We start from the raw sequence: 25,490 nt of genomic DNA, 5'->3' as shown, positions 1-25,490 counted from the left end.
ATGGCCAAGAAGAGCAAGATCGCCAAGAACGACCAGCGCGCCGTCATCGTCGCGCGCTACGCCGAGAAGCGCCTCGAGCTGAAGAAGGCCCTCGTCGACCCGGCCGGCACCGACGAGAGCCGCGAGGCCGCTCGCCTCGGCCTGCAGAAGCTGCCGCGCGACGCGTCGCCGGTCCGTCTGCGCAACCGCGACGCCATCGACGGTCGCCCCCGTGGCCACCTCAAGGAGTACGGCATCAGCCGCGTGCGCTTCCGTGACATGGCGCACCGTGGTGAGCTTCCGGGCATCACGAAGTCTTCCTGGTAGGTTCGAGCCGTTTCCCGGGGCCTCGGCTCCAGGATCGAGCTAGATGGTCCGGGGCTGCGGCACCGGGTCTGAACCACACAGGCACAGGGCCCTCGGCTCTGCAGACTGATCCGAACAGGCACGGTGAACGCCGTGTCATGTCTCACCGAACGAAGTCCGAGGAGGACACCACATGGCTGACAAGTCACTGAACCGCACCGAGCTCGTCGCAGCTGTCGCTTCCGAGTCCGGCCAGAGCCAGGCCGCCGTCAGCGGCGTCGTCGACGCTTTCTTCTCCGTCGTGTCGAAGTCGGTCGCCGACGGCACGAAGGTCACCATCCCCGGGTGGATCGCCTTCGAGAAGACGCACCGCGCCGCTCGCACGGGTCGCAACCCGCAGACGGGCGAGGCCCTCGAGATCGCCGCGAGCGACTCGGTCAAGGTCAGCGCCGGCAGCAAGCTCAAGGCTGCGGTCAAGTAGTCCTCCGCTTCTCACGAAGCACCCGGGAGAGGGCGGCGACTTCGGTCGCCGCCCTCTTCTGCATGCCCGGGCTCTGTGCGGGCAGCGGCGCCGGTGCCGGTGCCGGCGCCGGTGCCTGTGCCTGTGCCTGTGCCTGTGCCTGTGCCTGTGCCTGTGCCTGTGCAGCATTCAGGAACTCGCCATCCGTAGTTCCTGATCGGTGCACGAGTCAGGACTCCGCCTCCCCCGCTCGCGCGGCTCAGGTCCGATCTTCCTGAATGAGGAGGAGGAGGAGGTCGCTCGGGGGCGAGCGGTCCGCTCCCGCTCCCAGTCGCGGCGACCTACCATGGGAGCGATGCCCAGACTCTCTCGCACGGCCGGGCCCGCACTGCTCGTGGTCGTCGCGTTCGCGGCCCTCGTCGCCGCCCTGAAGTTCGGCGGCGCCGCCGACGCGCCGCTCGTCGTCGACCCCGGCCAGGTCGTGCGCTACGGGCTGCCGATGGCCAAGATGCTCGGCAACATCGGCGCGGCCGTCACCATCGGAACGTTGTTCCTCACCTGCTTCGCCCTCTCGCGCGACCGACCCGAGTTCGAGCGGGCCATGGACATCGCGGCGGGCGCTGCCGGGTTCTGGACCGTCGCCTCCGCGGCCACCAGCTTCTTCACGTTCCTCAGCGTCGCCAACGTGCCCGTCACCCTCGACGAGCAGTTCGGCCGTACCCTCGCCTTCTTCCTCACCGACACCGAGCTGGGCCGGGCCTGGCTCATCACCACCTTGATCGCCGCGGCGGTCACGGTGCTCAGCTTCGTGCTGCGCAACATCTGGGCGCTCGTCGCCCTCACCGTGCTCGCGGGCGGCGGGCTCATCCCCCTGGCCCAGCAGGGTCACGCCGCCGGCTCGAGCGGCCACGACGCCGCCGTCACCGACCTCGCGCTGCACCTCGAGGGCGCCTCCGTCTGGCTCGGCGGCCTCGTCGCGCTCGTCCTCCTGCGGAGCACGCTCGAGAAGGGCCGGATCAGCGTCGTCCTGGCGCGCTACTCGACCCTCGCGATCATCTGCTTCGTCGTCGTCGCCGTCTCGGGCGTCGGCAGCGCGGCGCTGCGCATCGGCGACTGGGCCGCGCTGTCGACGGGCTACGGCGTGCTCGTGCTGGTCAAGACCTTCGCGCTCGTCGCGCTCGGGCTGTTCGGCGTCGTGCAGCGGCAGTACCTGGTCCGGCGGATGGAGACGCACCCGGCGAGGACCGCCCGGTTCTTCTGGTGGTTCGTGACGGCCGAGCTGGCCTTCATGGGCCTGGCCTCCGGCGTCGCGTCGGCGCTCGCCCGCACGGCGACACCGGTCGAGGAGGTGGCTGCCAGCGACCTGGCCGCGCCGTCGCCGGCGGAGATCCTCACGGAGGAGGCGCTGCCTCGTGAGCTGACGCCGATCCGGTACCTGACGGAGTGGAACGTCGACCTGCTCTGGGCGCTCGTCTGCGCCTTCGGGATCTTCTTCTACGTCGCGGGCGTCGTGCGGCTGCGACGCCGTGGCGACCAGTGGTCGCTCGGACGCACCGCCTCCTGGATCGCCGGCCTGCTCGTGCTGTTCTACGTCACGAGCGGCGCCCCGAACGTCTACGAGCCCTACCTCTTCAGCGCGCACATGCTGTCGCACATGGTGCTCGGCATGGTGATCCCGCTGCTGCTGGTGCCCGGCGCCCCGGCGACACTGGCGCTGCGGGCGATCCGCAAGCGGACGGACGGCACCCGGGGGCCGCGCGAGTGGATCATGATCCTCGTGCACTCCGGCTACGCGCACGTCATCAGCAACCCGATCGTCGCCGCCGTGCTCTTCGCCGGATCGCTCTTCGTCTTCTACTACACGTCGCTGTTCAGCTGGGCGACGACGACGCACCTCGGCCACTACTGGATGATCGTGCACTTCTTGATCGTCGGGTACCTCTTCGTGCAGTCGATGATCGGCATCGACCCGGTGAAGGGGCGCCTGCCGTACCCGATGCGGCTCGTCGTGCTGCTGGCGACCATGGGGTTCCACGCGTTCTTCGGCATCGGGATCATGACGGCGACCGGGTTGTTCCTGGCCGACTGGTACGGCGCGATGGGACGGACCTGGGGCCCGACGCCGATGGAGGACCAGTACGCCGCCGGCGGCATCGCCTGGAGCGTCGGGGAGATCCCGACCGTCACGATGGCGATCATCGTCGCGATCATGTGGAGCCGCAGCGACGGCCGCGAGGCCAAGCGCAAGGACCGTCAGGCCGACCGCGACGGCGACGCCGAGCTGACCGCCTACAACGAGCAGCTCGAGGCACTGGCCCGCAGCCGCGGCTGAGCTGGCCCGCGCGCCAGGGGCTGCCCCCCTCAGCCGCACCGCGCCTCTGAGCCCCGTGCGAGGGGCGCTCGCTCTGGGGGTCGTGCAGGAGGCGCGCGGCGGCTTGGATCGGAGCCGGACGTCAGACGGCGCCCTCGAGAGGACACCCACCATGGCCGGAACCATCGCCCGCACGCAGCTCGGGCTCCTCGCGGCCGGCGTCGTCGTCGCGTCCCTGCTCGGAGGCGGCAGCCAGGCCCACGCCGCGACCACGGCTGCGAAGACCTACGCCAACTGCACTGCGGTGCAGAAGGCCTGGTCGGGCGGCATCGCCAAGCCCGGCGTGAAGGTCAACCTCGTCACCCCCGCCAAGGGCGCGGTCGAGAAGCGCAAGCTCAAGGGCACCGTGAAGTTCGACAAGGCGCTCTACGCCGCCAACAGCAAGCTCGACCGCGACAAGGACGGCATCGCCTGCGAGAAGAGCTGACGCCTGCCGGCTGACGCCTGGCGGCTGACGCCTGCCGTATCGCGCCCGGCGCCTCCGCCCGAGCGCAGCCGCTGCGCCGCCTAGAAGGGCGCGACGCCGCCACGGTCGATGAAGGTGCCGGTCGGCCCGTCCGCCCCCTGCGTCGCCAGCTCGACGATCGCGTCGGTGCCCTCGGTGACGGTCTGGTGCCCGCTGTTGCCGTTGAGGTCGGTCGCCGTGTAGCCGGGGTCGGCCGCGTTGACCCGGATGCCCGGCAGCGCCTTGGCGTACTGGACGGTGAGCATCGTCACGGCCGACTTCGACGCCGTGTAGAGCGGGGCCACCACGGTCGACTCGATGCGGTCGGGGTCGTGCACCGCGGTGAACGAGCCGAGCCCGCTCGTCACGTTGACGATCGCCGGGGCCGACGAGGCGCGGAGCAGCGGGAGGAACGCGTGCGTCGTGCGGACGATGCCGGCGACGTTGGTGTCGAGGACGAGCAGCGCGTCGGCGCCCGTGAGGTCGGCGGGGTCCGCGTGCGAACCCGAGATCCCCGCGTTGTTCACGAGGACGTCGAGCCCGCCCTCGGCCCCGACGAGCTCGGCGGCCGCCGCGACGGAGGCGTCGTCGGTGACGTCGAGCTGCACGAAGCGGGCGCCGAGCTCGTCGGCGGCCTGCTGTCCGCGTGACGCGTCGCGCGCCGCCATCCAGACGGTGTGGCCCTCGGCCAGCAGGCGGCGGGCGGTCTCGAGGCCGAGGCCCTTGTTGGATCCGGTGATGAGTGTCGTGGTCATGGGTCGAGTCTGCGCGTCGCCGCCGACAGGCGCGTGGCCCGCCCGGGCAGGAGGACTGCCAGTACCAGGCAGCTCCTCCCTGGGGAGGAGAGGATGAGCCCGTGACTGCACAGGACGACCAGCTCGGCTGGCTGCTGAAGACCTGGCGAGCCCGCCTCGCGCCCTCCGACGCGGGCCTGCCCTCCGGCGGCCCCCGGCGCGCGGCCGGCCTGCGCCGAGAAGAGCTCGCGGCCCTCGCCGGGCTCTCGGTCGACTACGTCGTGCGGCTCGAGCAGGGCCGCGCCCGGCACCCCTCCGACCAGGTCGCCACCGCGCTCGCCCGCGCCCTGCAGCTCGACGACGCCGAGCGCGACCACCTGTTCCGCAGCGCGGGCCTCCTGCCCCCGACCTCGGCCGTCGTGTCGCGGCACATCCCGCCGGGCGTGCAGCGGCTGGTCGGACGCCTGCGCGAGACTCCCGTGGCGGTCTTCAGCGCCTCCTGGGACCTGCTCACCTGGAGCCCGCTCTGGGGGCGCCTCCTCGGCGACCCCGAGGGCTGGCCGGCGGGCGAGCGGAACATCGTCGTCCGGGCGTTCCGCGACGCCCGTCGCGAGGCCGACCCGGCTGCCGCCGTGGAGGAGGACAGGACACGGACGAGCACAGGAGGCGCGGACACGGCGGTGCGGACCCGTCACCTCGACGGCTCGGGCGGCGCCCGCTTCCGGGCCGCGCTGGTCGCCGACCTGCGCCGGGCCCTGGTCGACCACCCGGCCGACCCGCACCTCCGTGGCCTGGTCGACGGGCTGCTCGCCTCCGAGCCCGCCTTCGCAGCCCTCTGGGCCCAGGGGGCGGTCGGCGTGCACGAGTCCGCGCGCAAGGTGATGGACCACCCGCTCGTCGGGCCGCTCGAGCTCGACTGCGACGTGTTCACCGTCCCCGGCAGCGAGCTCGCGATCGTCGCCTACACGGCCGCCGAGGGGTCGCCCGCGGCCGCCGCCCTCGACTTCCTGCGGGTCGGAGCCGTGGGCGCCGCCGGAGCGCCAGGGGCTGACCTCGTCGGCGACCCTGGCACCGAGGAGGCGCGGGTCGGCTAGGCGAGCATCTCGCGGACCAGCGGCACCACCTTCGTGCCGTAGAGCTCGATGCTGCGCATCATCTCCGCGTGCGGCAGACGGCCCATGCTGTAGCGCATGTCGAAGCGGGTGGCACCGAGGAGCGTCATGTTCTGGGCGATCTTGGCGGCGACAGTCTCGGGCGAGCCGACGTAGAGGGCGCCCTGGGGGCCCGCGCTCTGCTCGTACTGCGCGCGCGAGTAGGGCGGCCAGCCGCGCTCGCTGCCGAGCTGGTTCGTCTGCGCCTCCTGGTACGGGAACAGCACCTCCTTCGCCTCGGCGTCGGTCTCGAGCACGAAGCCGGGCGAGTGCATCGCGATGGGCTGCGACTCCTTGCCGAACTCGCCGAGCGCACGGCGGTAGAGGTCGGCGTACGGCGCGAACTGGGCGGGCTGACCACCGATGATCGCGAGGAAGAGGGGCAGGCCGTAGTGCGCCGCCCGGGTGACCGACTGCGGCGATCCGCCGACGCCGACCCAGGTCTTCAGCGTGCCGCTCTCGGGCCGCGGGTAGACCCACTGGTCGCTGAGGGCGCCGCGCTTGGTGCCCTGCCAGGTGACGGGCTCGTCCTTGAGGAGCTCGGCGAAGAGCTGGATCTTCTCCTCGAAGAGCACCTCGTAGTCCTGCAGGTCGAGGCCGAAGAGGGGGAACGACTCGGTGAAGGAGCCACGCCCGAGGATGACCTCGGCCCGCCCGTTCGACAGCGCGTCGACCGTCGCGAAGCGCTCGTAGACACGGACGGGGTCGTCGGAGCTGAGCACGGTCACGGCCGAGCCCAGGCGGATCTTCTCGGTGCGGGCCGCGATCGCCGCGAGCACGACCTCGGGCGCGCTGACCGCGAAGTCGACCCGGTGGTGCTCGCCGACGCCGATGAAGTCGAGGCCGACCTGGTCGGCGAGCACGGCCTGCTCGACGAGGTCGCGGATCGACTGGGCGTGCGAGACGAGCTCGCCCGCGCCGTCGACGCCGGCCGGGCGCTCGGTGACGTCGCCGAAGGTGTCGAGTCCGAACTCGAGGGGGTGTGCCATGGGGTGCGCTCCGATCCGCTGCGTTTCATGCGTGTGCATGATCTTACGGGATGAACCAGGGGTGCGCACTCGGCATTCCGCGGCCGCCGCTCAGCCGGGGAGGCGGTCGAGGGGGTTCGCGGCGATGCGGCCGGGCATTCCCCCGCGCACCGCACGGCCCGCCTCGCTCGCGGGCTTGCGCTCGGCCTGGTCGCCGATCGCCGCGGCGAACTCGGCGGCGAAGCCGAGCCGCGGGACGGCCGCGACCAGGGAGGCGACGAACGCGGCGTCCCAGTCCGCACCTCCTGCGCCGCTGACGTCGAGGCTCGTCGCCCGCTCGAGCAGGTGCGCCTCGGGATCGAGGGCGACGTCGACCGACGCCCACATGTGGCGCTCGACCACCTCGGCGACCCGGCGCTGTCGAGCCTCCGGCCAGCCGGCTCCGGCGGCGAAGACGCGCGCGACGGCTCCCCCGGCGTGCTCGAAGTCGACGGCGTGCGCGTCGAACGAGGGCACGAGGCCGAGGTCGTGCAGCAGCGACGCGACCCAGAGGAGCTCGGCGTCGAACTCGATCGACTCGCGCCGGCCCAGCTCGGCGGCGAGCGCCCACGAGCGATCGCTGTGGGCGAGCAGGGCCGGGCTCGCGTGCGCCGCGGCGACCTCCCGGGCGCGGGCGGCGACGTCGGTGGGCGGGACGAGGAGGCGCGCGACGGCGGCGGAGTAGGCGGCGGTGGAGGCGGTCGATGAGTCCACGGGCTCAGCAGAGGTCATACCCCCGAACCTAGGAGTGGACGGACGCGCCGACCAGTGGCAGGATCGCCATCGAACACGTCATGACTGCCAGATGCCGGGAGACCCCATGGACCGCATGATCGTCGCCACCCTGGTGGCCGACGGAGTCGCCCCCTTCGAGTTCGGCGTGCTCTGCGAGGTCTTCGGCCTCGACCGCAGCGCCGAGGGCGGGCCATCGTTCGAGCACCGCGTCGTCACCGAGCACCCGGGCGTCGTCGCCACGAACCAGGGCTTCGGCATCACGGTCGCGGACGGCCTCGCGGCGGCGGACGACGCGGACGTCATCTGCGTCCCGGCCCTCGGCAGCTACGGGGCCGACGGCACGCTCTCGCCCGCGGTGCGCGACCTGCTCGTCTCCGCCGAGGCGCGCGGAGCCTGGCTGATCAGCGTCTGCAGCGGCGCGTTCGTGCTCGCCGACGCGGGAATCCTCGAGGGCCGCCGCGCCACGACGCACTGGATGCACGCCGACAGGCTGCGGCGCGAGCACCCCGGCACGACGGTCGACCCGGACGCGCTCTTCGTCGAGGACGGGAAGGTCATCACGAGCGCCGGCACCGCCGCAGGCATCGACGCGTGCCTGCACTTCGTCCGTCGGGTCGCCGGGGCCGCCGCCGCGAACGTCGTGGCCCGCCGCATGGTCGTGCCCGCGCACCGCGACGGCGGCCAGAGCCAGTTCATCGAGACTCCCCTGCCGAACGAGGCCGACACGTCCCTCGCGCCCCTCGCCGACTGGATGCTCGCCCACCTCGGCGACGAGCAGCCCGTCGAGGCCCTCGCGGCACGGGCCCACATGTCGCCCCGCACCTTCGCCCGCCGGTTCAAGGCCGAGCTGGGCACGACGCCGGCCGCCTGGCTGACGAGGCAGCGCCTCCTTCGGGCACAGCACCTGCTCGAGGTGACGGGGCTCGGGCTCGACGCCGTCGCCGGCCAGGCCGGGTTCGGGTCGGCCGCGGTGCTGCGGCACCACTTCACGCGGGTGCTCGGGACGACGCCGCGGGCCTACCGCGCGACGTTCCGCGGCGCGGACGCGGCGGGCGTCGCCGCCTGACCGCGGCAGCCAGAGAGGCACGCGGCGTCGAGTGGTCGAGAAGTGTCGTTCACGCGCCGCGGAAGGACAGGTCGTGACCACTCGACGGCCGAGCAGGGCAGGACGGCTCCCTGACGTGGCCGACCGGGCTGTCAGGGCAGGCAACGGGCGATCGCTCGCCGCGCCTCCTCGACCTCACGGGCGAGCCGGTCGGGACGGTGCTCGAGCGCCCAGCGCACGAGGTCGAGGTGGTGCAGCAGGGCGAGTCGCCGCAGGGTCGGGAGGGAGTCGTCGAGGTCGACCCCGAGCCCGGCGGCGAAGCGCCGCAGCTCGTCGGCCGTGACGACGCCGCCGACGACGCTCCAGCGGTGCACGCGGTCGAGCTCGAGCCAGGGCACGGGGCCGGTGCGGGCCGTCCCCCAGTCGATCAGCACGGGGTCGCCGGGGCCTCGGGGCACGAGGTTGCGCGGTGCGAGATCGCCGTGGACGAGCCCGTGCCGCCACCCCTCGCTCTCGTCGACGAGCTGCTCGAGGGCGGTGCGCAGCGGGCCCCGCTGTCGCTCCGTGTAGACGCCGAGGCCGAGGAGGCGGTCGCCCGGCACCAGGGAGTCGAGCCCGTACCGCACGTGGCGCCGCCAGGCCTCCGGCAGGTCGCGGCCGAAGCGGGTGAAGAGCGAGTCGGGCACGTGGGGGTCGACCCCGTCGGGCTCGACCGAGGCCGGGTCCACCGCGTCGAGGTGAACCTCGGCGAGCGCCGCGGCGAGGCGGCCGAGATCGTGCCACGGGTCACGGTCGGAGGCGATCGAGGTGACGTGCTCGACGATCATGAGGGGCCCTTCGCCGAACTCGGACTCGCGGGCGAGCACCCGTGGCGTCCGCACCCCGTGGCGCGCGGCGTGCTCGGCGGCCCACTCCTCGGCCGGGTAGGTGTCGGGCCCGGCGGTGTCTCGTGGCGTGCGGACGACGACGTCCACGCCGTCTCCCCAGATCCGGACGACGGAGGTGTCGACGCCGGGCAGGAGAACGCCCTGCCGGGTGCCGCGAGCGGGCGAGACGAGCTTGTCGACAGCCAGGGCGGCGAAGGAGACCAGCGAGCCCTCGTCCGGGTCGGAGTCGGGGTCGGGGTCGAGGTCGGGGTCGAGGTCGAGGTCGGGACCGGGGTCGGGGTCGAGGTCGGGACCGGGGTCGGGAGAGGAACCCGACTCGAGGACGGCAGCATCCTCGTGGTCGTCGTCGTGACGGTGCTGGTCCACGGGGCCGGCCGAGCCCCGTCTCAGGCCGAGTTCTTCCCGGCGGCCGACCACGACGAACCGCCGGCCTCGCCCCGCGGGCCGGCCTGCTGCCGCTCGGCGTCGGCCTGGGCGCGGACGCCCGCCCCCGGGTCGGACTCGTCGAGCCTGGCGGCCAGCGCACGGTCCCGCCGGTCGCGGAGCACGATCGCGACGGTGGCCGCGACGATCGCGAGCACGATCAGGGCGATGACGACTGTGGCGGTGTTCATGCGGTGTCCCCTCGACGGCGTCCGACCACGCTACCGAGCACCGTCGTCGCCGTCGAGGCCGGGCGGCCCCGCGGTGAACCGGCGCGGAGGGCTCTGCGAGTCCGCCGGGACGGCACTTCGTGTCGGCTCACCCCGTCCCGACACAGGACGGTGACCGTGACCGTGACCGTGACCGTGCTGATCATCGTGCTGGTGCAGGTGGCGCAGCGGCTCGGCAACGTGGTCGCCCGGAAGGTGCTGCACGACACCGCGACCGCCTGACCCTGCTCGCGGTGCCGCCCGCCATCGAGTGGTCAGAAGATGTCGTCCGCACCCTTGCGAGGGCCGAATTCGGACCACTCGGCAGGCAAGGTGCCCAGTTCGGACCATTCGACAGGCAAGGTGCCCAGTTCGGACCACTCGGCAGGCAGGGGGCCCAGTTCGGACCACTGGGCAAGTCCAGCCGAGGAGGCGCCGCCTCCTACCCGGGGAGCCGCCCGGCGAGCAGGGCGTACAGCAGCGGCACCGCGGAGGCGACCATCAGCACCGTGCCGAGCACGTCGCCGTCGGCGCGCAGCACGGCGCCGGCGATCAGCAGGCCGCCGAACAGGACGGCGGCCAGCACGCGGCGGGCCGTCCGCTCGATCCGGCCGAGCTGGCGCTCGATGCGGGGGCTGCCGACCTCGAGCGTGCCGTCCTCGAGGCGGCCGACGAGGTGGTCGAGCCGGCCGGGCAGGCGGGCGGCGACGCCGACCGCGTCGGCCGCCCGTCGGGCCACGTCCTGCACGGCGTTGCCGCGCTCGTCGCGGACGAGCCGGGCGGCGTACGGCTCGACCGAGTCCCAGAGGTTGAAGACGGGGTCGAGGGCACTGGCCACGCCGGAGGTGAGGGTCACCGCCCGCAGGACGAGCAGGAAGTCCTCGGGCAGCTGGAACGGCAGCGACCGGATCAGGTCGCCGAACTGCCCGGCGAACTCGCGGTACTCGCGCGGGTCGACCTCGCGCAGCTCGGCGAAGCCCATGCCGCCGAAGCGGGCGAAGGTCGCGGTCACGGCCCGCTCGAGGCCGACGGTGTCGGCGGTCGGGAGCAGCACCCCGAGGTCGCGCATGGCGTTCACCATGCCGCTGCCGTCGCGCGACGCGGCCGCGATGAGCAGCTGACGGAGGCCGTTCCGGGTGCCGGCCGGCACCTCCCCCATCATCCCGAAGTCGATGAAGGTGAGCCGCCACGGGCGCTGGGGCTCGACACCGTCGGCGCTGCCGGCGCTGCCGCCCGGCTCGACGGGCGTCACGAAGATGTTGCCGGGGTGCGGGTCGGCGTGGAAGAAGCCGTTGCCGAAGAGCTGGTCGAACATGACCGCGGCGAAGACCGGGGCGACCTCGGCAGGGTCGATGCCGGCGGCGCGGAGGCCCTCGGCGTCGGTGATCTTGATGGCGGAGACGTCCTCGAGCACGAGGACGCGGCGGGTGGAACGCTCCCACACGACGTCGGGCACGCCGACCCGGTCGTCGTCGGCGAAGTCGGCGGCGAAGCGGGCCGAGGCGGCGGCCTCGTGCAGGTAGTCGATCTCCTCGAGGCTGGTGCGGGCGAACTCCTCGACGAGGGCAGGGGCGTCGACGCGGTCGTAGACGAGCCGGACGTGGCTCAGCCAGCCGCCGACCTTGCGGAGGGCGGCGAGGTCGACGTCGACGATGCGGTCGATGCCGGGGCGCTGCACCTTCAGCACCACGTCGCGGAGACCGGTGTCGGCCGAGTCGACCGGGCCGAGCACGGCGCGGTGCGCCTGGCCGAGGGAGGCCGCCGCGATCGGCTCCGGGGACACGGAGGCGAAGACCCGGTCGAGCGACATGCCCAGCTCGGCCTCGGCGAGCGCCCGGATCTCGGGGAAGGGCACGGGCGTGACCTCGTCCTGCAGCCCCTCCAGCTCTTTGGTGATCTCGGGCGGGAGCACGTCGAGGCGCGACGACAGGTACTGGCCGACCTTGATCATCAGGCCGCCGAGGTCGAGCGCGAGCCCGTGGAAGCCTCGGGCGAAGCGCTGCATGCGCCGGGCACGGGTGCGCTCGGCGACCCAGCGCAGCCCGAACCGGGGCAGCACGAGCTCGAACCACCACGTCACCGCGAGGTGGCGCGACGCGAACCGCAGGATGCGGCGGTACCGGGCGCGACCGGCCCGGTCACGCACCTCGGGATGGGCCTCGTCGGGACGGGGCGACGCCACCCGCGTCAGTCTCGAGCGAGGATCGAGTAGATGCGCCGACGTGCCTCGTCGAGGACCGCCACCGCCTCGTCGACCTGCGCGGAGGTGCCGGTGCGGCCGATCTGGGCGGTCGCGCGGGCGAGCTCGACGCCGGCCTTGGGCAGGGCGGTGCGACGGTCGCCGGAGGAGCGCGGGGCGGCCCAGGGGTCGGAGGGGTCGACGCCGGCGGCGGCGCGGCCCGAGTCGGTGAGCGACCAGACCTTGCGGCCTTCGGTCTCCTCGGCGACGATCAGGCCCTCGTCGGCGAGCAGCTGCAGGGTCGGGTAGACGGAGCCGGCGCTGGGCTTCCAGTCGCCGCCGCTGCGCTCGTCGATCTCGTGGATGATCTGGTAGCCGTGCATCGGCCGCTCGCCGAGCAGGGCGAGGATCGCGGCGCGGACCTCGCCGCGCGGGGCGCGGGCGCCGTCACGACGGTCGAAGGTGGAGCGGAGCTGGTCCATCGCCTGCCACATCCCGTCGAGGTCCATGCCGAAGGTGCCGGGTGTGCGCGAGGTGCCCATGATGATCTCCTGTCGAGGGTCGAGCGATGCCCGAACGATATACCTCGGGCCTCGGCGGGAGCGGGGCTGGCGCCCAGGGTCGGCGAGCGTGCACGTCCGTGCGCGTCCGTGCCGCGTCCGCGCGCGTCCGCGCGCCGAGTGGTCGGTTCTGGTCGGTGCCGGCGCTCTGAGGGACAGGAACCGACCACTCGAGGCGGTCGTCCCCGGCATGACCGACACATGGACGACACTCGTGCGATCGATCCCTCCCTCCGCCCGGCCACGAGCGCCGACGTCGGGGCCTGCGTCGCACTCTGGGTCGCGGCGTGCGCCGCCCGCGACGGACGCGCGTTCCCCGGCGTCGCCGAGCGGGCGCGCCCGAAGTTCGACCGCAGCATCAGCTGGTTCGTCACGGAGCAGGTCGACGGCACGCTCGGCGGGTTCGTCCTGGCGACGGCGCCGGGGAGCGGCCTGCCGTCCGACCCGACGGATGCTGCCGTCCTGGGGCTTCTCGCCGTCGCACCGGCCGCGCAGGGGCAGGGTCTCGCCCGGGCGCTGATCCGTCACGTGACGGATCACCTCGCCGGGCTCGGGCACCCGCGGGTCGTGCTGCACGCGTTGCTCGACAACGCGGCGGCGATCCGCCTGTACGAGAGCGAGGGCTGGGAGGCGGTCGGCGAGCCGTTCGAGCACTCGCTGCTCGGGCGCCCGATGCAGACGTACGGGCGGGATCTGCCCGCCGTCGCGCGCCAGCGCTGAGCTACTTGTCCCAGGCCGACGTCGGGGGGAGGCCACGGGCCGCCCGCTCCTCGTTGAGCAGCTCCTCCACGAGGGCGAGCTTGCCCGCCGTGTAGTCGCGGCCGTCTCGGGACCGGGCCAGCGCCTCCTTCAGCTCGCGGTACCGACGGCGGGCATCGGCGTCACGGAGCAGCCGGTCGCGGAAGAGGCGCTGGTTGCAGTGCTCCCACTGATCGGGGGCGAAGACGTGCAGGAGGTGCGTTCGACGCGCGTCCACGGTGCGGACGAAGACGGCGTGGTTCTTCGGCCCGGCGGCGTGCCGCTCGAAGCCCAGCCCGGAGAGGGGCCTGTCGAGGAGGCGCGGGTCGGCCCCCGCGACCGCCCGCGCAGCCAGGTCGATGATCGGCTTCGCCAGCAGGGACGGGACCGCGGTGCTGCCGATGTGCTCGATCGCGTCGAGCTGCCCGGGGAGAACGGCCATGACCGCCGCCGCGGCCGCTCGGTACGACTCGGCCCACTCGGGTCGGTGCTCCTGCAGCTCGATCACGTCGGCCGGTTCTCGAGCAGGCCGGGTGTCTCGGCGACGAGGCCCGCGATGCGGTCGGCGAGGTGCGGCTGCGTGTCCCTGAGGTCGGAGAGGGGCCACCAGGCGACGTCGTCGCTCTCGTCGCTCACCGCGGGGGCGGCGCCGGGTGCGGCGACAGCGAGATAGCCGACGTCCCAGTGCACCTCGCAGGCGCCGAACGCGCCCACCAACCGGTGGCGGTCGACGTCGACGGGGTGCGCCACGACCTTGACCAGGTCGGCGATGCCCCCTTCTTCTCGGGCCTCGCGCAGCGCTGCCGCTGCGGCGCTCGCGTCGTCGGGCTCGACGTGGCCGCCGAGCTGCAGCCAACGACCGGCCTTGCGGTGCAGCGCGAGGAGCACCGATCCCCGGTCGGCGGAGAGGACGAAGCAGCTCGCGGTGACGTGCTCGCGGCCGGCCTCCCGGCTGAGGAACAGGTCGCCCTCAGCCTCCAGGCACGTCAGGAGCCGATCGCGGAGTTCCTGCTGCTCGCGTCCGCGCGGCTGCCACGCCGCGAGCTCGACACGGGTCCGTTCAGCGGGGGTCTGCCCGACGTCGCTGTCCATGCCGCGACCCTAGCGAGGTGTCGGCCGTCCTCGCTCGTCGGGATCGGCGTCGCCAGTCCAGGAATTCTCGGGGTGCGAATCCTGGATCGTGCACGACTCAGGACGGCGAGTCCCCCGGGTGCGCGGATCAGGATCTGTGTTCCTGAATGAGGCGAGCCGCAGGACGCGCGGGGTCGTGTGAGCCCGCGGCGCGACCCACCCGTTCGCCGAGACGGCAGCCGCCCTCGACGACCTCGGGAAGACCCGCATCCGCGGCAAGGCCGTCGTCACCCTCCCGTAGGTCAGCGCGGCAGGACGACCTCGAGCTGGCGGCGCACCCCGGCGACGATCTCGTCGGCGGGGACGGACTCGTCGACCGCCGACGACATCGCGAGCATCATGACCGCCGACACCACGTGCGCGAGCGCGGCCGCGTCGGAGGGCGTCGCCGAGGTGAGGCGCTCCACGCCGGGCATCCTCAGCCACACCGACGACGAGATCCGTGCGGACGTCGAGACCAACTTCCTGGGGCCGCTGTTCCTCGCCCGGGCCTACGCGCCCCTCCTCTCGGCCCACGGCGGCGGCACCGCGATCATCGACATCCACTCCGCCCTGTCCTGTCCTGGTACGCCGTCGCCGGCATCTACTCGGCGACGAAGGCCGCGCTCTGGTCGGCCACCAACTCGCTGCGCCTCGAGCTGCAGCCCGCGGGCGTCCAGGTCGTCGGCGTGCACGTGGGCTACGTCGACACCGGCATGGCCGCCGGCGTCAGCGACGCCAAGACCGACCCTGCCGCGCGCGTCGCCGACGTCCTCGACGCCCTCGAGGCCGGCGAGCACGAGGTGCTCGCCGACGAGACCTCGCGCCAGGTGAGGGCGGCGCTCTCGGCACCGCTCGGGGCGCTGTACCCGCAGCTCGCGAAGGCCTGATCCAGGAAGTCGCGGGGGTCGGGTCCTGAGTCGTGCACGGGTCAGGACGGTAGGTCCCCCCGCTGCGCGGCTCAGGACTGAGATTCCTGAATGAGGAGGCGCAGGAGGCGGGGGCCGGGTCGGGTGGCCTAGACTGCGGTCCGACAGTTCGTCTGGCCACGCTCTCTGTGGTCGACGCGACCACGCCAGTGGACGCAACGGACGCCTCCACCGAAACCCACACGGGCGGCGAGGCGGATCGCCACGTGGTCGATCTCGACGGCACTCGACAGCGAGTCGCCGACCGAGACCTGAGCCTCCCCCGCCGGTCCCGCCACAGCGGGCCGGGCAGCCCGCCGAGCGGGTCGACGCCGGCAGAACACCGACACCTCCGTGCGGGCACACCTCGCGCGACTCCCCCACAGAAAGCGGCCAGCATGCCGAACGTAGCGACCAAGCACTCCCTCGACCTCAAGAAGCCCCAGCCCCTGAAGCGCGGCGCCCTGCGCGTCACCCCGCTCGGCGGCCTCGGCGACGTCGGACGCAACATGACCCTCTTCGAGCACAAGGGCAAGCTCGTCGTCGTCGACTGCGGCGTGCTCTTCCCGGAAGAGACGCAGCCCGGCATCGACGTGATCCTGCCCGACTTCACGCCGCTGCGCGACCGCCTGAAGGACGTCGAGGCCATCGTGCTGACGCACGGCCACGAGGACCACATCGGAGGCGTGCCCTACCTCCTCAAGGAGCGCCCCGACATCCCCCTGGTCGGCTCGAAGCTCACCCTCGCCTTCATCACGGCGAAGCTGCAGGAGCACAAGATCACGCCGATCACCCACGAGGTCGCCGCCGGCGACCACCACCAGGCCGGCCCGTTCGACCTCGAGTTCGTGGCCGTGAACCACTCCATCCCCGACGGCCTCGCCGTCGCGCTCCGCACGAGCGCCGGTCTCGTGCTCCACACGGGCGACTTCAAGATGGACCAGTTCCCGATGGACAAGCGGATCACCGACCTCAACCACTTCGCCCGCCTGGGCGACGAGGGCGTCGACCTGTTCATGACCGACTCGACCAACGCCGAGGTCCCCGGCTTCACGACGGCCGAGAAGGACCTGGGCGCCGCGATCGACCGCGTCTTCCGCGAGGCGCCGAAGCGCATCGTCGTGTCGAGCTTCGCCAGCCACGTGCACCGCATCCAGCAGGTGCTCGACACCGCCCACAAGCACGGCCGCAAGGTCGCCTTCGTCGGCCGCTCGATGGTCCGCAACATGGGCATCGCCTCCGACCTCGGCTACCTGAACATCCCCAAGGGCCTGGTCGTCGACCTCAAGCAGCTCAGCAAGATGCAGGACAACAAGATCGTCCTGATCTGCACCGGCTCGCAGGGCGAGCCGATGGCGGCGCTGTCGCGCATGGCCAACCGCGAGCACATCATCAAGGTCGGCGAGGGCGACACGATCCTGCTCGCCAGCTCGCTCATCCCCGGCAACGAGAACGCGATCTACGGCGTCATCAACAGCCTGATCCGCTGGGGCGCGACCGTCGTGCACAAGGGCAACGCCAAGGTGCACGTCTCCGGCCACGCCAGCGCCGGCGAGCTCACCTACTGCTACAACATCGTCAAGCCGAAGAACGTGCTGCCCGTGCACGGCGAGTGGCGCCACCTCACGGCCAACGCCGACCTCGCGATCGCCACCGGCGTCGCCGAGGACAGGGTGCTCGTCGTCGAGGACGGCGTGGTCGTCGACCTCGACCGCGGCCGCGCCAGCATCGCCGGGCGCATCCCCGCGCCCTACGTGTTCGTCGACGGCGCCACGATCGGCGTCGCCACCGAGGACGCCCTCAAGGACCGCCTGTCGCTCGCCGAGGAGGGCCACATCACGGTGCTCGGCATCTTCGACCTCGCGACGCAGAAGCTGGTCGAGCCCGTCGAGTTCATCCCGCGCGGCTTCGTCGAGGCCGTCGGCTGGGAGGACCAGGCCGAGGACGTCGCGGCCAAGGCCCTCGAGCAGGCCACCGCTCGCGGCCACGTCGACGGCGAGGCCGCCGAGCGCGCCATCGAGGACGGCCTGAGCCGATGGTTCTTCCGTCGCCACCGTCGCACGCCCGTCATCACGACGGTCGTCATCGACGCCGACTGACCCGGCCTCGGGCCCCGGGCCCGGCCCCGGCCCCCGGCCTGCGAGGCCGTGAACCGACGAGAGATGCTCCCTGCACTGGTGCGGGGAGCATCTCTCGTCGGTTCGGGGCCACAGGGGCCGGGGCCGGGGACCGGCCGACCGGTCGGCCGGTCGGCCCGCCGGGTCAGTTCGTGGGGATCACCTTGTTCGAGACGGACTGGTGCCGCCCGAAGGACTGGATCACCGCCCAGCCGTCCACGAGGCGCCCGGTCGTCAGGCGGAACGAGCCGTCGGACTGCGCGTGCACGCGCCCGCCCTCGATGGAGTACCACCCTGCGTGAGGATCGTTGGTGGACCTGATCTCAGAACCGGGCTCGGCCCAACCAGTGATCTGCACACCGCCGGAGGGAGCCAACGTGGCAGCCGTCAGGCGCGCCTGCGGGGTGACCCTGTTCGACTCGGCCGCGATCGTTCCCATCGACTTGACCACTGCCTGCTGATCGACGCGACGCTTCGTGGTGACGTCGAACGAACCGTCGAGTCCGACGTAGGCCGCCCCGGACTCGATGGTGTACCAGCCGACGCCGGGGTCGTTCGTGGTCTTGATCTGCGCTCCGGGCTCGCCGCAGCCGGTGATGCGGATGCCCTGTGCGGTGTGCTCGGCCGACCGGATCAGGGGAACGGCGTGGCTCGTCCCGCAGTACGGAGTCCCGGTGGCTTCGCAGCCGACTCCGCCGTCGACCTCGAAGGCGTGGCCGGGCGCGACGAGGGCTTGTACGTCGAAGAGCCGCGCGAACGTGGAGAACGTGTAGTAGGTGCCGCTGGGGTAGGCGGCCCACCGCTGGCCCGCGGTGAGCTGAGGCGAGGTACAGGAGACGGACACGGCGCGGGAGGTCGTCCACGACGCGCTGAGCTGGCCGCTGACCCATCCGCTGTCGAGCCCCGACGTGACGGAGACCGTGCTCGCCTTCGTGTCGGTCTTGGCGATGGAGCACGTCGCGCCGCTGGTCTGGACGGTGCAGGAGCTGATCTCGTCGTCCCGCCCGAACGCTCCGGGCGACGTGCGGACGTCCTTCACGGCACGGCCCCAGTCGCCGATCTTCCAGGACCGGCACGACGGGTCGCCGTTGGACTTGTCGAACGTGAACCTCACGTCGACCATCGCGGAGAGGGGCTCGGACGGGTAGGGATGCTGCAGCGGCGCGTTCGACATCGTCTTGCCGAGGCCCAGGTCGTGCCAGGAGCCGTCCTGCCGCATGGCGTCCGACGAGTTCGCCGACGCCGTCTTGAGGTTGCTCAGGACGCCTGCCTTCACCACGAACTCGAGGTCGATGTTGGCCTTGTCGCCACGGCTCTGGCCGTTCGAGCGAGTGATGCGGTATCGGTCGACCGTGGTCGTCCAGTTCGCCTGACCGCCGCTGTACTCGAGCGACGCCGTGACCTGCGCCTCGCCCCGGAAGTTCCCGTTCGTGCACGCCAACGAGAACGTCGTGCTCGTCGGCGCGGCGTCGACCTCGGCCGAGATGCCTCCCTCCGGTGCGGAGGCGACCGCGGGGGCGGGCGCGATCGCGAGCGAACCGAGCAACGCGACCGCACCGATCAGTCCTGACAACATCTTTGTAGTATTTGAGACTCTGTACACGACATTAGTCAATACCAGTGCTCGGGAGTCATGGGTCACGAATCGGTAACGGCGCGTCGATCGCCACGCAGGCGACCTTGACGGAGTGATCCACACCTCCTAGGTTCATTACTGAACCAACTAACCAATGCACCAGAAACGCGAAGGAGGCGACGTGTTCGACGACGGGACGCCCATCTTCCAGCAGCTCGCCGACCGCATCGCCGGCGACGTGCTCTCGGGCACGTACGCCGAGGGCGACCAGGTCGCCTCGACGAACGAGTTCGCCGCGTTCTACCGGATCAACCCCGCCACCGCCGGCAAGGCGGTCAACCTGCTGGTCGACCGAGGTGTGCTCTACAAGCGCCGCGGCATCGGCATGTTCGTCGCCGACGGTGCCCGCGAGCACCTCGCCGAGCAGCGCCGCGCCGCGTTCGCGGCCGAGTACGTCCGACCCCTGGTGCTCGAGGCAGCCGCCCTCGGCATCGACGCCGCCGACCTGCGGCGCATGATCGATCAGGAGACCGCACCGTGACCATCGCGATCGAGATCACCGACCTGTCGCGCCGCTACGGCTCGACCGACGCCCTCTCCGGCGTCTCGTTCCGTGTCGAGGACGGCACGATCTGCGGCCTGCTGGGCCGCAACGGCGCCGGCAAGACGACGACCCTGGGCGTCGTCGCGGGGCAGGAGCGCCCCTCGGGCGGCCGGGTCCGCGTCTTCGGGCACGACCCTGCCGACGACTCCCGCGTGGCCTCCCGCACCTCCTTCGTGAAGGACGACCAGCGTTGGCCCGACGACTTCCGGCTGCGTGAGGTGCTCGCCGTCGGCCCCGCGTTCCACCGCGGCTGGGACGCCGAGCTGGCGCGCTCGCTCGCCGCCGACCTGCGGGTGCCCGAGAAGACGCCGGTGAAGAAGATGTCGCGCGGCCAGGCCTCTGCGGTGGCGATCGTGATCGGCGTCGCGTCGCGGGCGCCGCTCACGATCTTCGACGAGCCGTACCTCGGCCTCGACGCGACCGCCCGGCAGCTCTTCTACGACCGCCTCCTCGCCGACTACTCCGAGCACCCCCGGACGATCCTGCTGTCGACGCACCTCATCGACGAGATGGAGTCGCTGCTCGAGCACGTCGTCGTGCTCGAACGGGGTCGCGTCCGGCTCGACTGCGACGTCGACGCCGCCCGGGCCTCGGCGTACTCCGTGGCCGGCACGACCCGGGCCGTGACGGCCTTCCTCGCCGGTCGGCCCGTGCTCAGCACGCACGGCATCGGCGGTCTCACGACCGCCACCGTCGAGGGCGCCGCCGACGAGCGGGTCCGCGCCGACGCCGCCGCAGCGGGAGTCGAGCTGTCGCCCGTCGGGCTGCAGCAGGTCGTGGCCGCCCTCGGGGCCTCGGGCGCCGCCTCCTCGGCGACCACCGACACCACCGACACCACCCTGGACGGAGCCCGCTCATGACCGCCGCACCGCTCACCGCACACGGCCGACCCGAGGAGGCGCGCGCCGCCTCCCGCACCGCCCCCGTCGTGACGCTGCACTTCGCCCGCCGCACGAACCTGTTGCTCGTGCCGCTGTTCGTCCTGGGCGTCACCCTCGTTGTCTCGATCGTCATCCAGCTCGCGATCCAGCGGGCCGGCGGCGACCCCGGCAGCGCAGAGTACGTCGCCGGGGCCCGGTCCAACCCGGGCGTCGCGTGGGCGCTGAGCGGCTACCTCGTCGCGACGGGCGTCGCCACGGTCGCGTCGACGTTCCCGCTGGCGGCAGCCCTCGGCACGACCCGGCGCGACTTCGCGCTCGGGACGGCTGCCACGCAGGCCCTGGTCGCGCTGTTCGTCACGGCCGTGTTCGTCGGGATGCTGGGCCTCGAACGACTCACGGGCCACTGGTTCGGCGGGTTCTACGTCTTCGACGTCGACGTCCTGGGCGCCGGCGACCCGCTCGTGCTCGCCCTGGCCGCTCTCCTCGGGTCGTGGCTCGCGCTGGCGATCGGCGGGGTCTACGGTGCCTCGTGGCTGCGCTTCGGGCCGCGCGGTCCGCTCGTCATCAGCGTCGCCGTGGTCGTCGTGCTCGCCGTCGTCGTGCTCGCGGCCGTGCCGTCGTTCGCCGCCGTCGCCGAGGCGTTCCGCCCCTGGTGGCTGGCCGTCGCGGCCGTGGCGCTCATCTCGCTGTCGGTCTCGGGCACCTTCGGCTTCCTGCGCCGCGCCTCCGTCCGGTAGGCCGGGCCGCGCCCGCAACCTCGCGCACCCGCACACCCCCCGAACCCGCGCAGACCCCTCCGCGCGAGCGCGGGTGTGCGCGGGTCTCGAGGGTGTGGGCGGACTCCGGCGCGCGGCAGCCGCGGCGCAGCGCGCACTGCCCACAGGCGCAGGAGGCGCGGGGCGCGTACTGATGGAAGACCCGCGTCCGGTGGGGACCCACGTCAGGAGCCCCCATGCCCACAGTCCTCGTCGCCGGGGGGACCGGCGACCTCGGTCGCCGCGTCGTCCGCGAGCTGCTCGCCCGCGGCGCCGACGTCCGCGTGCTCACCCGCCCCGCGAGCAGCGCGGCCGACCGCCTGTTCGGCGGGACCGAGGGGGTCGTCGTGACCCGCGCCTCCTCCGGGGACCCTGCTGCGCTGCGCGACGCGGTCCGCGGCGTGGACGTCGTCGTGTCGACCGTCAGCGGGGTGCGGGACGTGATCGTCGACGCACAGACCGCGCTGCTCCAGGCCGCCGTGGCCGAGGGCGTGCCGCGGTTCGTGCCGTCCGACTACTCGGCCGACTACCGGTACCTGCCCCCGCGGTCGAACCGGAACCTCGAGTTCCGTCGGGAGTTCGCGGGCGTGCTCGACGCCTCGCCGATCCGCGCCACCTCGGTGCTGAACGGCGCCTTCGCCGACATGCTCACGGGGCAGGCGCCCATCGTGCTGGCCGACCGGAAGCTCGTGCTGTTCTGGTCGGACGCCGACCAGGTGCTCGACTTCACCTCGAAGGACGACACCGCCGCCGTCACGGCCGCCGTCGCCCTCGACCCGACGGCTCCCCGGTACGTCGAGGTGGCCGGCGACCGCGTCACCGCCCGCGAGCTCGCCCGCACGATGTCGTCCCTGACGGGCGAGCCCTTCCGCGTGCAGTGGGCCGGCACGACGGGCCTGCTGTCGGCGATGAGCAAGGGCATGCGGCGCTTCTCGCGCGAGACCGACGAGGCCTTCCCCGCCTGGCAGGGCATGCAGTACCTCGTGAGCATGTACAGCGGCGACGGCCAGCTGCGCCGCGTCGACAACGACCGCTGGGGCGAGGGCCGCACCTGGACGTCGACCCGCGACGTCCTCGCCGCGCACGTCGCCTCCCCTCCCCAGTCGGGGTGAACCGGCAGGAAGTGCTCCCTGCCGCCCCGGGGACAGCACCTCGTGCCGGCTCACCGGGGCCGGAGGCCGGGGCCTACTGCTGGAAGGTCAGGACGTCGTCCGTGCCGATGCTCATCGTGTAGCTGACGGTGAAGGGGACGTCCTCGTCGATCGCGTAGCGACGCCCGTCGAAGAGCGACTGGGCGTCGACGACGAGGTGAGCCGTGCCCGCGGCCTCGGTGACGAGCCACTGGCCGGAGACCGTGCCGGGCTGCACGGCGACCTGCGGGTAGGCGACGATGCTCCACGCGGGCTCGCCCGTGACCCGGTCGTCGACCTGCCGCCCGAAGGGGCAGCCGGCGGGCAGCAGCACCGGCTGCGTCACGCAGTCGGTGTCGAGCATCGTGTCGAGCTGCTCCTGCAGCACCTGCGAGAAGGAGGCGCGGGCCACGGTCGCGACGCTGGCCGAGGAGGTGCCCCCCGCGCTGATCACCGTCACGCCGACGGTCGGCGCCTCGAGGTACGCGCTCTCGTGCGAGAGGACGAAGCGCGAGGGCGCGAGCACCTCGAAGCGCGTCGCGACGTCGCCGCTCTCGGTCGTCACGAGCCGGCCGTCGACCGTGAAGCGCGGGTCGTTCATCGGCGTGACGTCGAGGGTCGCGGTCGGGCTCTGCGCGAAGCTCCAGGCGCGGAAGAAGCCGAACCGCGTGCCGGCCTGCTGCACGACGAACTGCGACTGCCCGGGGGTGCCGTCGAGCGTGTACGACAGCGTCACGGCGCGGGTGCCGTCGCCGAGGTCGAGCTCGCGCTCCTCGTGCACGTCGGCGAGGCCGCCCAGCGAGGGCACGGTCAGCAGGGCGTCCTCGAGATCGCCCGTCGGCTCGATCCCCGCGAGGGTGAGGGCGCTGGCGGTGTCGCCACGGTCGATCGCGTCGAGGTAGCCGCGCGCGAAGCCGCCCGCGCTGTACACGGTCGCGTTCAGCGCGACGACCGTCACGGCGAACCCGATCACCACGAAGAGCGCGGCACCGCCCCAGATGGCGACGAAGGGCCACCACGACGACGGGCGCCTTCTCTCCCCCACGGACGAAGACATGTCCACAGCATAGGTCGACGGAGGTCACGACCAGCCGTGCAGCGACGGAGGCGCGGGTAGGTTGGAGACCTGGACGCGCCTCCTCGAGATCGCGGCTCCACCCCGTCCGCCCCTGCCGCCTCCCCTGCTCCTCGAGCCCGAAAGGTCCGTGTCGCCGTGTCCGTCGCCCTCTCCGCCGAGCAGCAGGCCGTGTTCGACGCCATCGAGGACACCAAGGAGCACATCTTCGTCACCGGCCGGGCCGGCACCGGCAAGTCGACCCTGCTGAACCACCTGTCGTGGAACACGTCGAAGCAGGTCGTGATCTGTGCCCCCACGGGCGTGGCCGCCCTCAACGTCGGCGGGCAGACGATCCACTCGCTGTTCCGGCTGTCGATCGGGCTGATCGCCGACCACGACATCGAGCAGAAGAGCGAGCTGCGCAAGCTGCTCAACACGATCGACACGCTCGTGATCGACGAGGTCTCGATGGTGAACGCCGACCTGATGGACGCGATCGACCGCTCCCTGCGCCAGGCACGACAGCGACGGTCCGAGCCGTTCGGCGGCGTGCAGGTCGTGCTCTTCGGCGACCCCTACCAACTGCCCCCGGTGCCCGGCGACGCGGAGGAGCGCGCGTACTTCCGCGACAACTACCGGTCGATGTGGTTCTTCGACGCCCACGTCTGGCAAGAAGCGTCGTTGCGGATCTACGAGCTGGCGTTCATCCACCGGCAGACCGAGGGCGACTTCAAGGAGATGCTGAACGCCGTCCGCCACGGCCGCGTCACCGCCGAGATCGCCGGTGCGCTGAACGGGGCGGGGGCGCGCCCCGCGCCGACCGACGGCACCGCGATCACGCTCGCGACCCGGAACGACACCGTGACCCGCATCAACAAGGTCGAGCTCGAGCGGCTGCCCGGGCGGGTGCTCACCGCCAAGGCCGAGGTCAGCGGCGAGTTCGGGGGGCGCACGTTCCCCGCCGACGAGGCTCTCGAGCTGAAGCGCGGGGCGCGCGTGATGTTCCTCCGCAACGACCAGGACCAGCGCTGGGTCAACGGCACCACCGGCACCGTGACGAAGGTGCGCGACACCGTCTTCGTCGAGGTCGACGGCGAGGAACACGAGGTGCAGCCCGCCGTGTGGGAGAAGTTCGCCTACTCGTGGTCGGCCTCGACCAAGCAGCTCCGCAAGGACGTCGTGGCCGAGTTCACGCAGTTCCCCCTGCGCCTGGCCTGGGCCGTGACGATCCACAAGTCGCAGGGCAAGACCTACGACAGCGCCATCGTCGACCTGGGCACGCGGGTCTTCAGCGCCGGGCAGACCTACGTCGCGCTCAGCCGCATCACGGCCCTCGACGGGCTGTACCTGACCCGCCCGCTGCGGCCCGCGGACATCATCGTCGACCTCGACGTGCGGCGGTTCATGAGCCAGGCGACCCGGGTGCCGGCGATCCGCGCCGCAGAGGACGCGGCCGCCGCGGGCGATGCGGCCGGCACCGGCCCGGGTGCCGCGGCGGCGCCCTCGAGCTGAGCCGCGCCTCCTCGGGTGGTGCTCTGGCATGATCGGGGGATGACCACGACGACTCCTGCCGCCTACGAGCCCACCATCCGCGAGTCGCCGAACCGCGCGGCCGCACTGACGATCGGCACGATCGTCCTGCTGGTCGGCGCCTGCGGGTTCTTCGCCGAGAACATGGGGCCGTTCTTCGGGACGACCGGGGCGGCGCTCGGGTTCCTCAACGTCAACCCCGCGCTCGTCGTCATCTGGGTGCTCTCGGGTGCGGCACTGCTCATCGCGGGCGCCTCCGGCAGCGCCCCCGCCCGCACGATCAACACGGTCGTGGGCCTGCTCTTCGTCGTCTTCGGCGTCGCCGGGTTCCTCGTGCGCGACACCGACGTCAACTTCCTCGCCCTCAACCTCGGCGACGACATCACGCACCTGCTGGCCGGCGGCGTGCTGCTGCTGACCGCGATCGGTGCGGAGCGCCGCCGCCGCCGCTGAGCCGCCGCCGCGGAGCTGCCGCGGGCATCGCACCGCGTTTCGTACACTGCACCGGGTCTAGTCCCGGTGCAGTGTGCTTCCGCCGGGCCGCCGGGGCGGGCCGCAGGGGCGGCGCGGCGCGTCCGCTGACATGATCGGGG

At 72.5% G+C, this 25,490-nt stretch carries 27 protein-coding genes and 1 pseudogene; 16 read left to right on the top strand and 12 right to left on the bottom strand.

What is annotated here, in order from left to right; translation table 11 throughout:
* The 4 genes from rpsN (at position 1) to ES689_RS13630 (ending at position 3,543) form a co-directional block, all read left to right on the top strand.
* A complete protein-coding gene (rpsN, locus tag ES689_RS13645; protein WP_056058637.1) occupies positions 1 to 306 on the top strand; it encodes a 30S ribosomal protein S14 in 306 nt (101 codons plus the stop codon).
* Between the two features lie 172 nt (positions 307 to 478).
* The gene (locus ES689_RS13640) at positions 479 to 766 is read left to right on the top strand and encodes an HU family DNA-binding protein (RefSeq protein ID WP_043595940.1); all 288 of its coding nucleotides are present in this window, start codon (positions 479 to 481) and stop codon (positions 764 to 766) included.
* 334 nt (positions 767 to 1,100) lie between these two features.
* Positions 1,101 to 3,077, top strand: coding sequence for a cytochrome c oxidase assembly protein (locus ES689_RS13635; RefSeq protein ID WP_146905736.1), 1,977 nt, complete (start codon positions 1,101 to 1,103; stop codon positions 3,075 to 3,077).
* 151 nt (positions 3,078 to 3,228) lie between these two features.
* On the top strand, positions 3,229 to 3,543 hold the full coding sequence (locus tag ES689_RS13630) for an excalibur calcium-binding domain-containing protein (protein ID WP_146905733.1): 315 nt from the start codon (positions 3,229 to 3,231) through the stop codon (positions 3,541 to 3,543).
* Between the two features lie 80 nt (positions 3,544 to 3,623).
* On the opposite strand, the gene ES689_RS13625 is transcribed toward ES689_RS13630, so the two are convergent.
* Entirely contained in the window at positions 3,624 to 4,316 is a 693-nt protein-coding gene (locus ES689_RS13625) for an SDR family NAD(P)-dependent oxidoreductase (RefSeq protein ID WP_146905730.1), read from the bottom strand.
* A gap of 101 nt (positions 4,317 to 4,417) precedes the next feature.
* Here ES689_RS13625 and ES689_RS13620 point away from each other — a divergent pair, with 101 nt between their 5' ends.
* Positions 4,418 to 5,389 carry a helix-turn-helix transcriptional regulator gene (locus tag ES689_RS13620; RefSeq protein WP_146905727.1) on the top strand — a complete coding sequence of 324 codons (972 nt, stop codon included), beginning with the start codon at positions 4,418 to 4,420 and terminating at the stop codon, positions 5,387 to 5,389.
* Here the strand turns inward: ES689_RS13620 and ES689_RS13615 are convergent.
* Both ES689_RS13615 and ES689_RS13610 read right to left on the bottom strand, forming a co-directional pair.
* Entirely contained in the window at positions 5,386 to 6,435 is a 1,050-nt protein-coding gene (locus ES689_RS13615) for an LLM class flavin-dependent oxidoreductase (protein WP_146905725.1), read from the bottom strand. The two genes, ES689_RS13620 and ES689_RS13615, sit on opposite strands and share 4 nt — an antisense overlap.
* Positions 6,436 to 6,525: 90 nt before the next feature.
* Positions 6,526 to 7,167, bottom strand: a complete 642-nt coding sequence (locus ES689_RS13610; protein ID WP_223269615.1) for an HD domain-containing protein — start codon at positions 7,165 to 7,167, stop codon at positions 6,526 to 6,528.
* A gap of 106 nt (positions 7,168 to 7,273) precedes the next feature.
* On the opposite strand from ES689_RS13610, the gene ES689_RS13605 reads away from it, so the two are divergent.
* Positions 7,274 to 8,254, top strand: coding sequence for a GlxA family transcriptional regulator (locus ES689_RS13605; protein ID WP_370512381.1), 981 nt, complete (start codon positions 7,274 to 7,276; stop codon positions 8,252 to 8,254).
* 131 nt (positions 8,255 to 8,385) lie between these two features.
* On the opposite strand, the gene ES689_RS15715 is transcribed toward ES689_RS13605, so the two are convergent.
* The 4 genes from ES689_RS15715 to ES689_RS13585 form a co-directional block, all read right to left on the bottom strand.
* On the bottom strand, positions 8,386 to 9,486 hold the full coding sequence (locus tag ES689_RS15715) for a phosphotransferase (protein WP_191330478.1): 1,101 nt from the start codon (positions 9,484 to 9,486) through the stop codon (positions 8,386 to 8,388).
* Positions 9,487 to 9,506: 20 nt separating this feature from the next.
* The gene (locus tag ES689_RS15710; RefSeq protein ID WP_191330476.1) at positions 9,507 to 9,734 is read right to left on the bottom strand and encodes a hypothetical protein; all 228 of its coding nucleotides are present in this window, start codon (positions 9,732 to 9,734) and stop codon (positions 9,507 to 9,509) included.
* A 460-nt stretch (positions 9,735 to 10,194) separates the two neighbouring features.
* The gene (locus ES689_RS13590; protein WP_146905712.1) at positions 10,195 to 11,934 is read right to left on the bottom strand and encodes an AarF/ABC1/UbiB kinase family protein; all 1,740 of its coding nucleotides are present in this window, start codon (positions 11,932 to 11,934) and stop codon (positions 10,195 to 10,197) included.
* Positions 11,935 to 11,939: 5 nt separating this feature from the next.
* The gene (locus tag ES689_RS13585) at positions 11,940 to 12,473 is read right to left on the bottom strand and encodes a PadR family transcriptional regulator (RefSeq protein ID WP_223269614.1); all 534 of its coding nucleotides are present in this window, start codon (positions 12,471 to 12,473) and stop codon (positions 11,940 to 11,942) included.
* 219 nt (positions 12,474 to 12,692) lie between these two features.
* On the opposite strand from ES689_RS13585, the gene ES689_RS13580 reads away from it, so the two are divergent.
* Positions 12,693 to 13,211: a GNAT family N-acetyltransferase gene (locus ES689_RS13580; RefSeq protein WP_146905709.1), complete on the top strand. Its 519-nt coding sequence runs from the start codon at positions 12,693 to 12,695 to the stop codon at positions 13,209 to 13,211.
* Between the two features lies 1 nt (position 13,212).
* Here the strand turns inward: ES689_RS13580 and ES689_RS15705 are convergent, their stop codons facing one another.
* The 3 genes from ES689_RS15705 to ES689_RS15700 all read right to left on the bottom strand — a co-directional run bounded on the left by ES689_RS15705 (position 13,213) and on the right by ES689_RS15700 (position 14,767).
* The gene (locus tag ES689_RS15705; protein WP_191330474.1) at positions 13,213 to 13,737 is read right to left on the bottom strand and encodes a GrpB family protein; all 525 of its coding nucleotides are present in this window, start codon (positions 13,735 to 13,737) and stop codon (positions 13,213 to 13,215) included.
* A complete protein-coding gene (locus ES689_RS13570) occupies positions 13,734 to 14,321 on the bottom strand; it encodes an NUDIX domain-containing protein (RefSeq protein WP_146905703.1) in 588 nt (195 codons plus the stop codon). The genes ES689_RS15705 and ES689_RS13570 overlap by 4 nt, the downstream gene beginning before the upstream one ends.
* Before the next feature lie 281 nt (positions 14,322 to 14,602).
* Complete coding sequence (locus tag ES689_RS15700) at positions 14,603 to 14,767, bottom strand: hypothetical protein (protein ID WP_191330472.1); 165 nt, start codon at positions 14,765 to 14,767, stop codon at positions 14,603 to 14,605.
* Between ES689_RS15700 and ES689_RS16020 the strand changes: the two are divergent.
* The 3 genes and pseudogenes from ES689_RS16020 to ES689_RS13560 form a co-directional block, all read left to right on the top strand.
* A pseudogene (locus tag ES689_RS16020) lies at positions 14,717 to 15,016 on the top strand (hypothetical protein); the annotation flags it as partial. The gene ES689_RS15700 and the pseudogene ES689_RS16020 sit on opposite strands and share 51 nt — an antisense overlap.
* 12 nt (positions 15,017 to 15,028) lie before the next feature.
* On the top strand, positions 15,029 to 15,229 hold the full coding sequence (locus ES689_RS16015) for a hypothetical protein (RefSeq protein ID WP_255515956.1): 201 nt from the start codon (positions 15,029 to 15,031) through the stop codon (positions 15,227 to 15,229).
* A 416-nt stretch (positions 15,230 to 15,645) separates the two neighbouring features.
* Positions 15,646 to 17,346: a ribonuclease J gene (locus ES689_RS13560; RefSeq protein WP_123548473.1), complete on the top strand. Its 1,701-nt coding sequence runs from the start codon at positions 15,646 to 15,648 to the stop codon at positions 17,344 to 17,346.
* A gap of 163 nt (positions 17,347 to 17,509) precedes the next feature.
* Here the strand turns inward: ES689_RS13560 and ES689_RS13555 are convergent, their stop codons facing one another.
* Positions 17,510 to 18,940, bottom strand: a complete 1,431-nt coding sequence (locus ES689_RS13555) for a hypothetical protein (RefSeq protein WP_146905700.1) — start codon at positions 18,938 to 18,940, stop codon at positions 17,510 to 17,512.
* 154 nt (positions 18,941 to 19,094) lie between these two features.
* On the opposite strand from ES689_RS13555, the gene ES689_RS13550 reads away from it, so the two are divergent.
* From ES689_RS13550 to ES689_RS13535, 4 genes are all read left to right on the top strand, one after another.
* On the top strand, positions 19,095 to 19,481 hold the full coding sequence (locus tag ES689_RS13550) for a GntR family transcriptional regulator (RefSeq protein ID WP_223269612.1): 387 nt from the start codon (positions 19,095 to 19,097) through the stop codon (positions 19,479 to 19,481).
* On the top strand, positions 19,478 to 20,404 hold the full coding sequence (locus ES689_RS13545; protein ID WP_146905697.1) for an ABC transporter ATP-binding protein: 927 nt from the start codon (positions 19,478 to 19,480) through the stop codon (positions 20,402 to 20,404). Before ES689_RS13550 ends, ES689_RS13545 begins: the two co-directional genes overlap by 4 nt.
* Positions 20,401 to 21,162 carry a hypothetical protein gene (locus tag ES689_RS13540; protein WP_146905694.1) on the top strand — a complete coding sequence of 254 codons (762 nt, stop codon included), beginning with the start codon at positions 20,401 to 20,403 and terminating at the stop codon, positions 21,160 to 21,162. The genes ES689_RS13545 and ES689_RS13540 overlap by 4 nt, the downstream gene beginning before the upstream one ends.
* Before the next feature lie 215 nt (positions 21,163 to 21,377).
* Complete coding sequence (locus ES689_RS13535) at positions 21,378 to 22,292, top strand: NmrA family NAD(P)-binding protein (protein ID WP_146905691.1); 915 nt, start codon at positions 21,378 to 21,380, stop codon at positions 22,290 to 22,292.
* 73 nt (positions 22,293 to 22,365) lie between these two features.
* Here ES689_RS13535 and ES689_RS13530 read toward each other — a convergent pair whose 3' ends face one another.
* Complete coding sequence (locus ES689_RS13530; protein ID WP_146905689.1) at positions 22,366 to 23,367, bottom strand: hypothetical protein; 1,002 nt, start codon at positions 23,365 to 23,367, stop codon at positions 22,366 to 22,368.
* A 156-nt stretch (positions 23,368 to 23,523) separates the two neighbouring features.
* Here ES689_RS13530 and ES689_RS13525 point away from each other — a divergent pair, with 156 nt between their 5' ends.
* Together ES689_RS13525 and ES689_RS13520 are read left to right on the top strand one after the other, a co-directional pair.
* Complete coding sequence (locus tag ES689_RS13525; RefSeq protein ID WP_146905686.1) at positions 23,524 to 24,879, top strand: ATP-dependent RecD-like DNA helicase; 1,356 nt, start codon at positions 23,524 to 23,526, stop codon at positions 24,877 to 24,879.
* Between the two features lie 39 nt (positions 24,880 to 24,918).
* On the top strand, positions 24,919 to 25,350 hold the full coding sequence (locus ES689_RS13520; protein ID WP_146905683.1) for a DUF4383 domain-containing protein: 432 nt from the start codon (positions 24,919 to 24,921) through the stop codon (positions 25,348 to 25,350).
* The last annotated feature ends 140 nt before the right edge of the window (positions 25,351 to 25,490 follow it).

This window comes from Frigoribacterium sp. ACAM 257 (assembly GCF_007954365.1).
In the GTDB taxonomy this organism is placed as follows: domain Bacteria; phylum Actinomycetota; class Actinomycetes; order Actinomycetales; family Microbacteriaceae; genus Frigoribacterium.
This window is presented reverse-complemented; position numbering and strand designations above follow the sequence as displayed.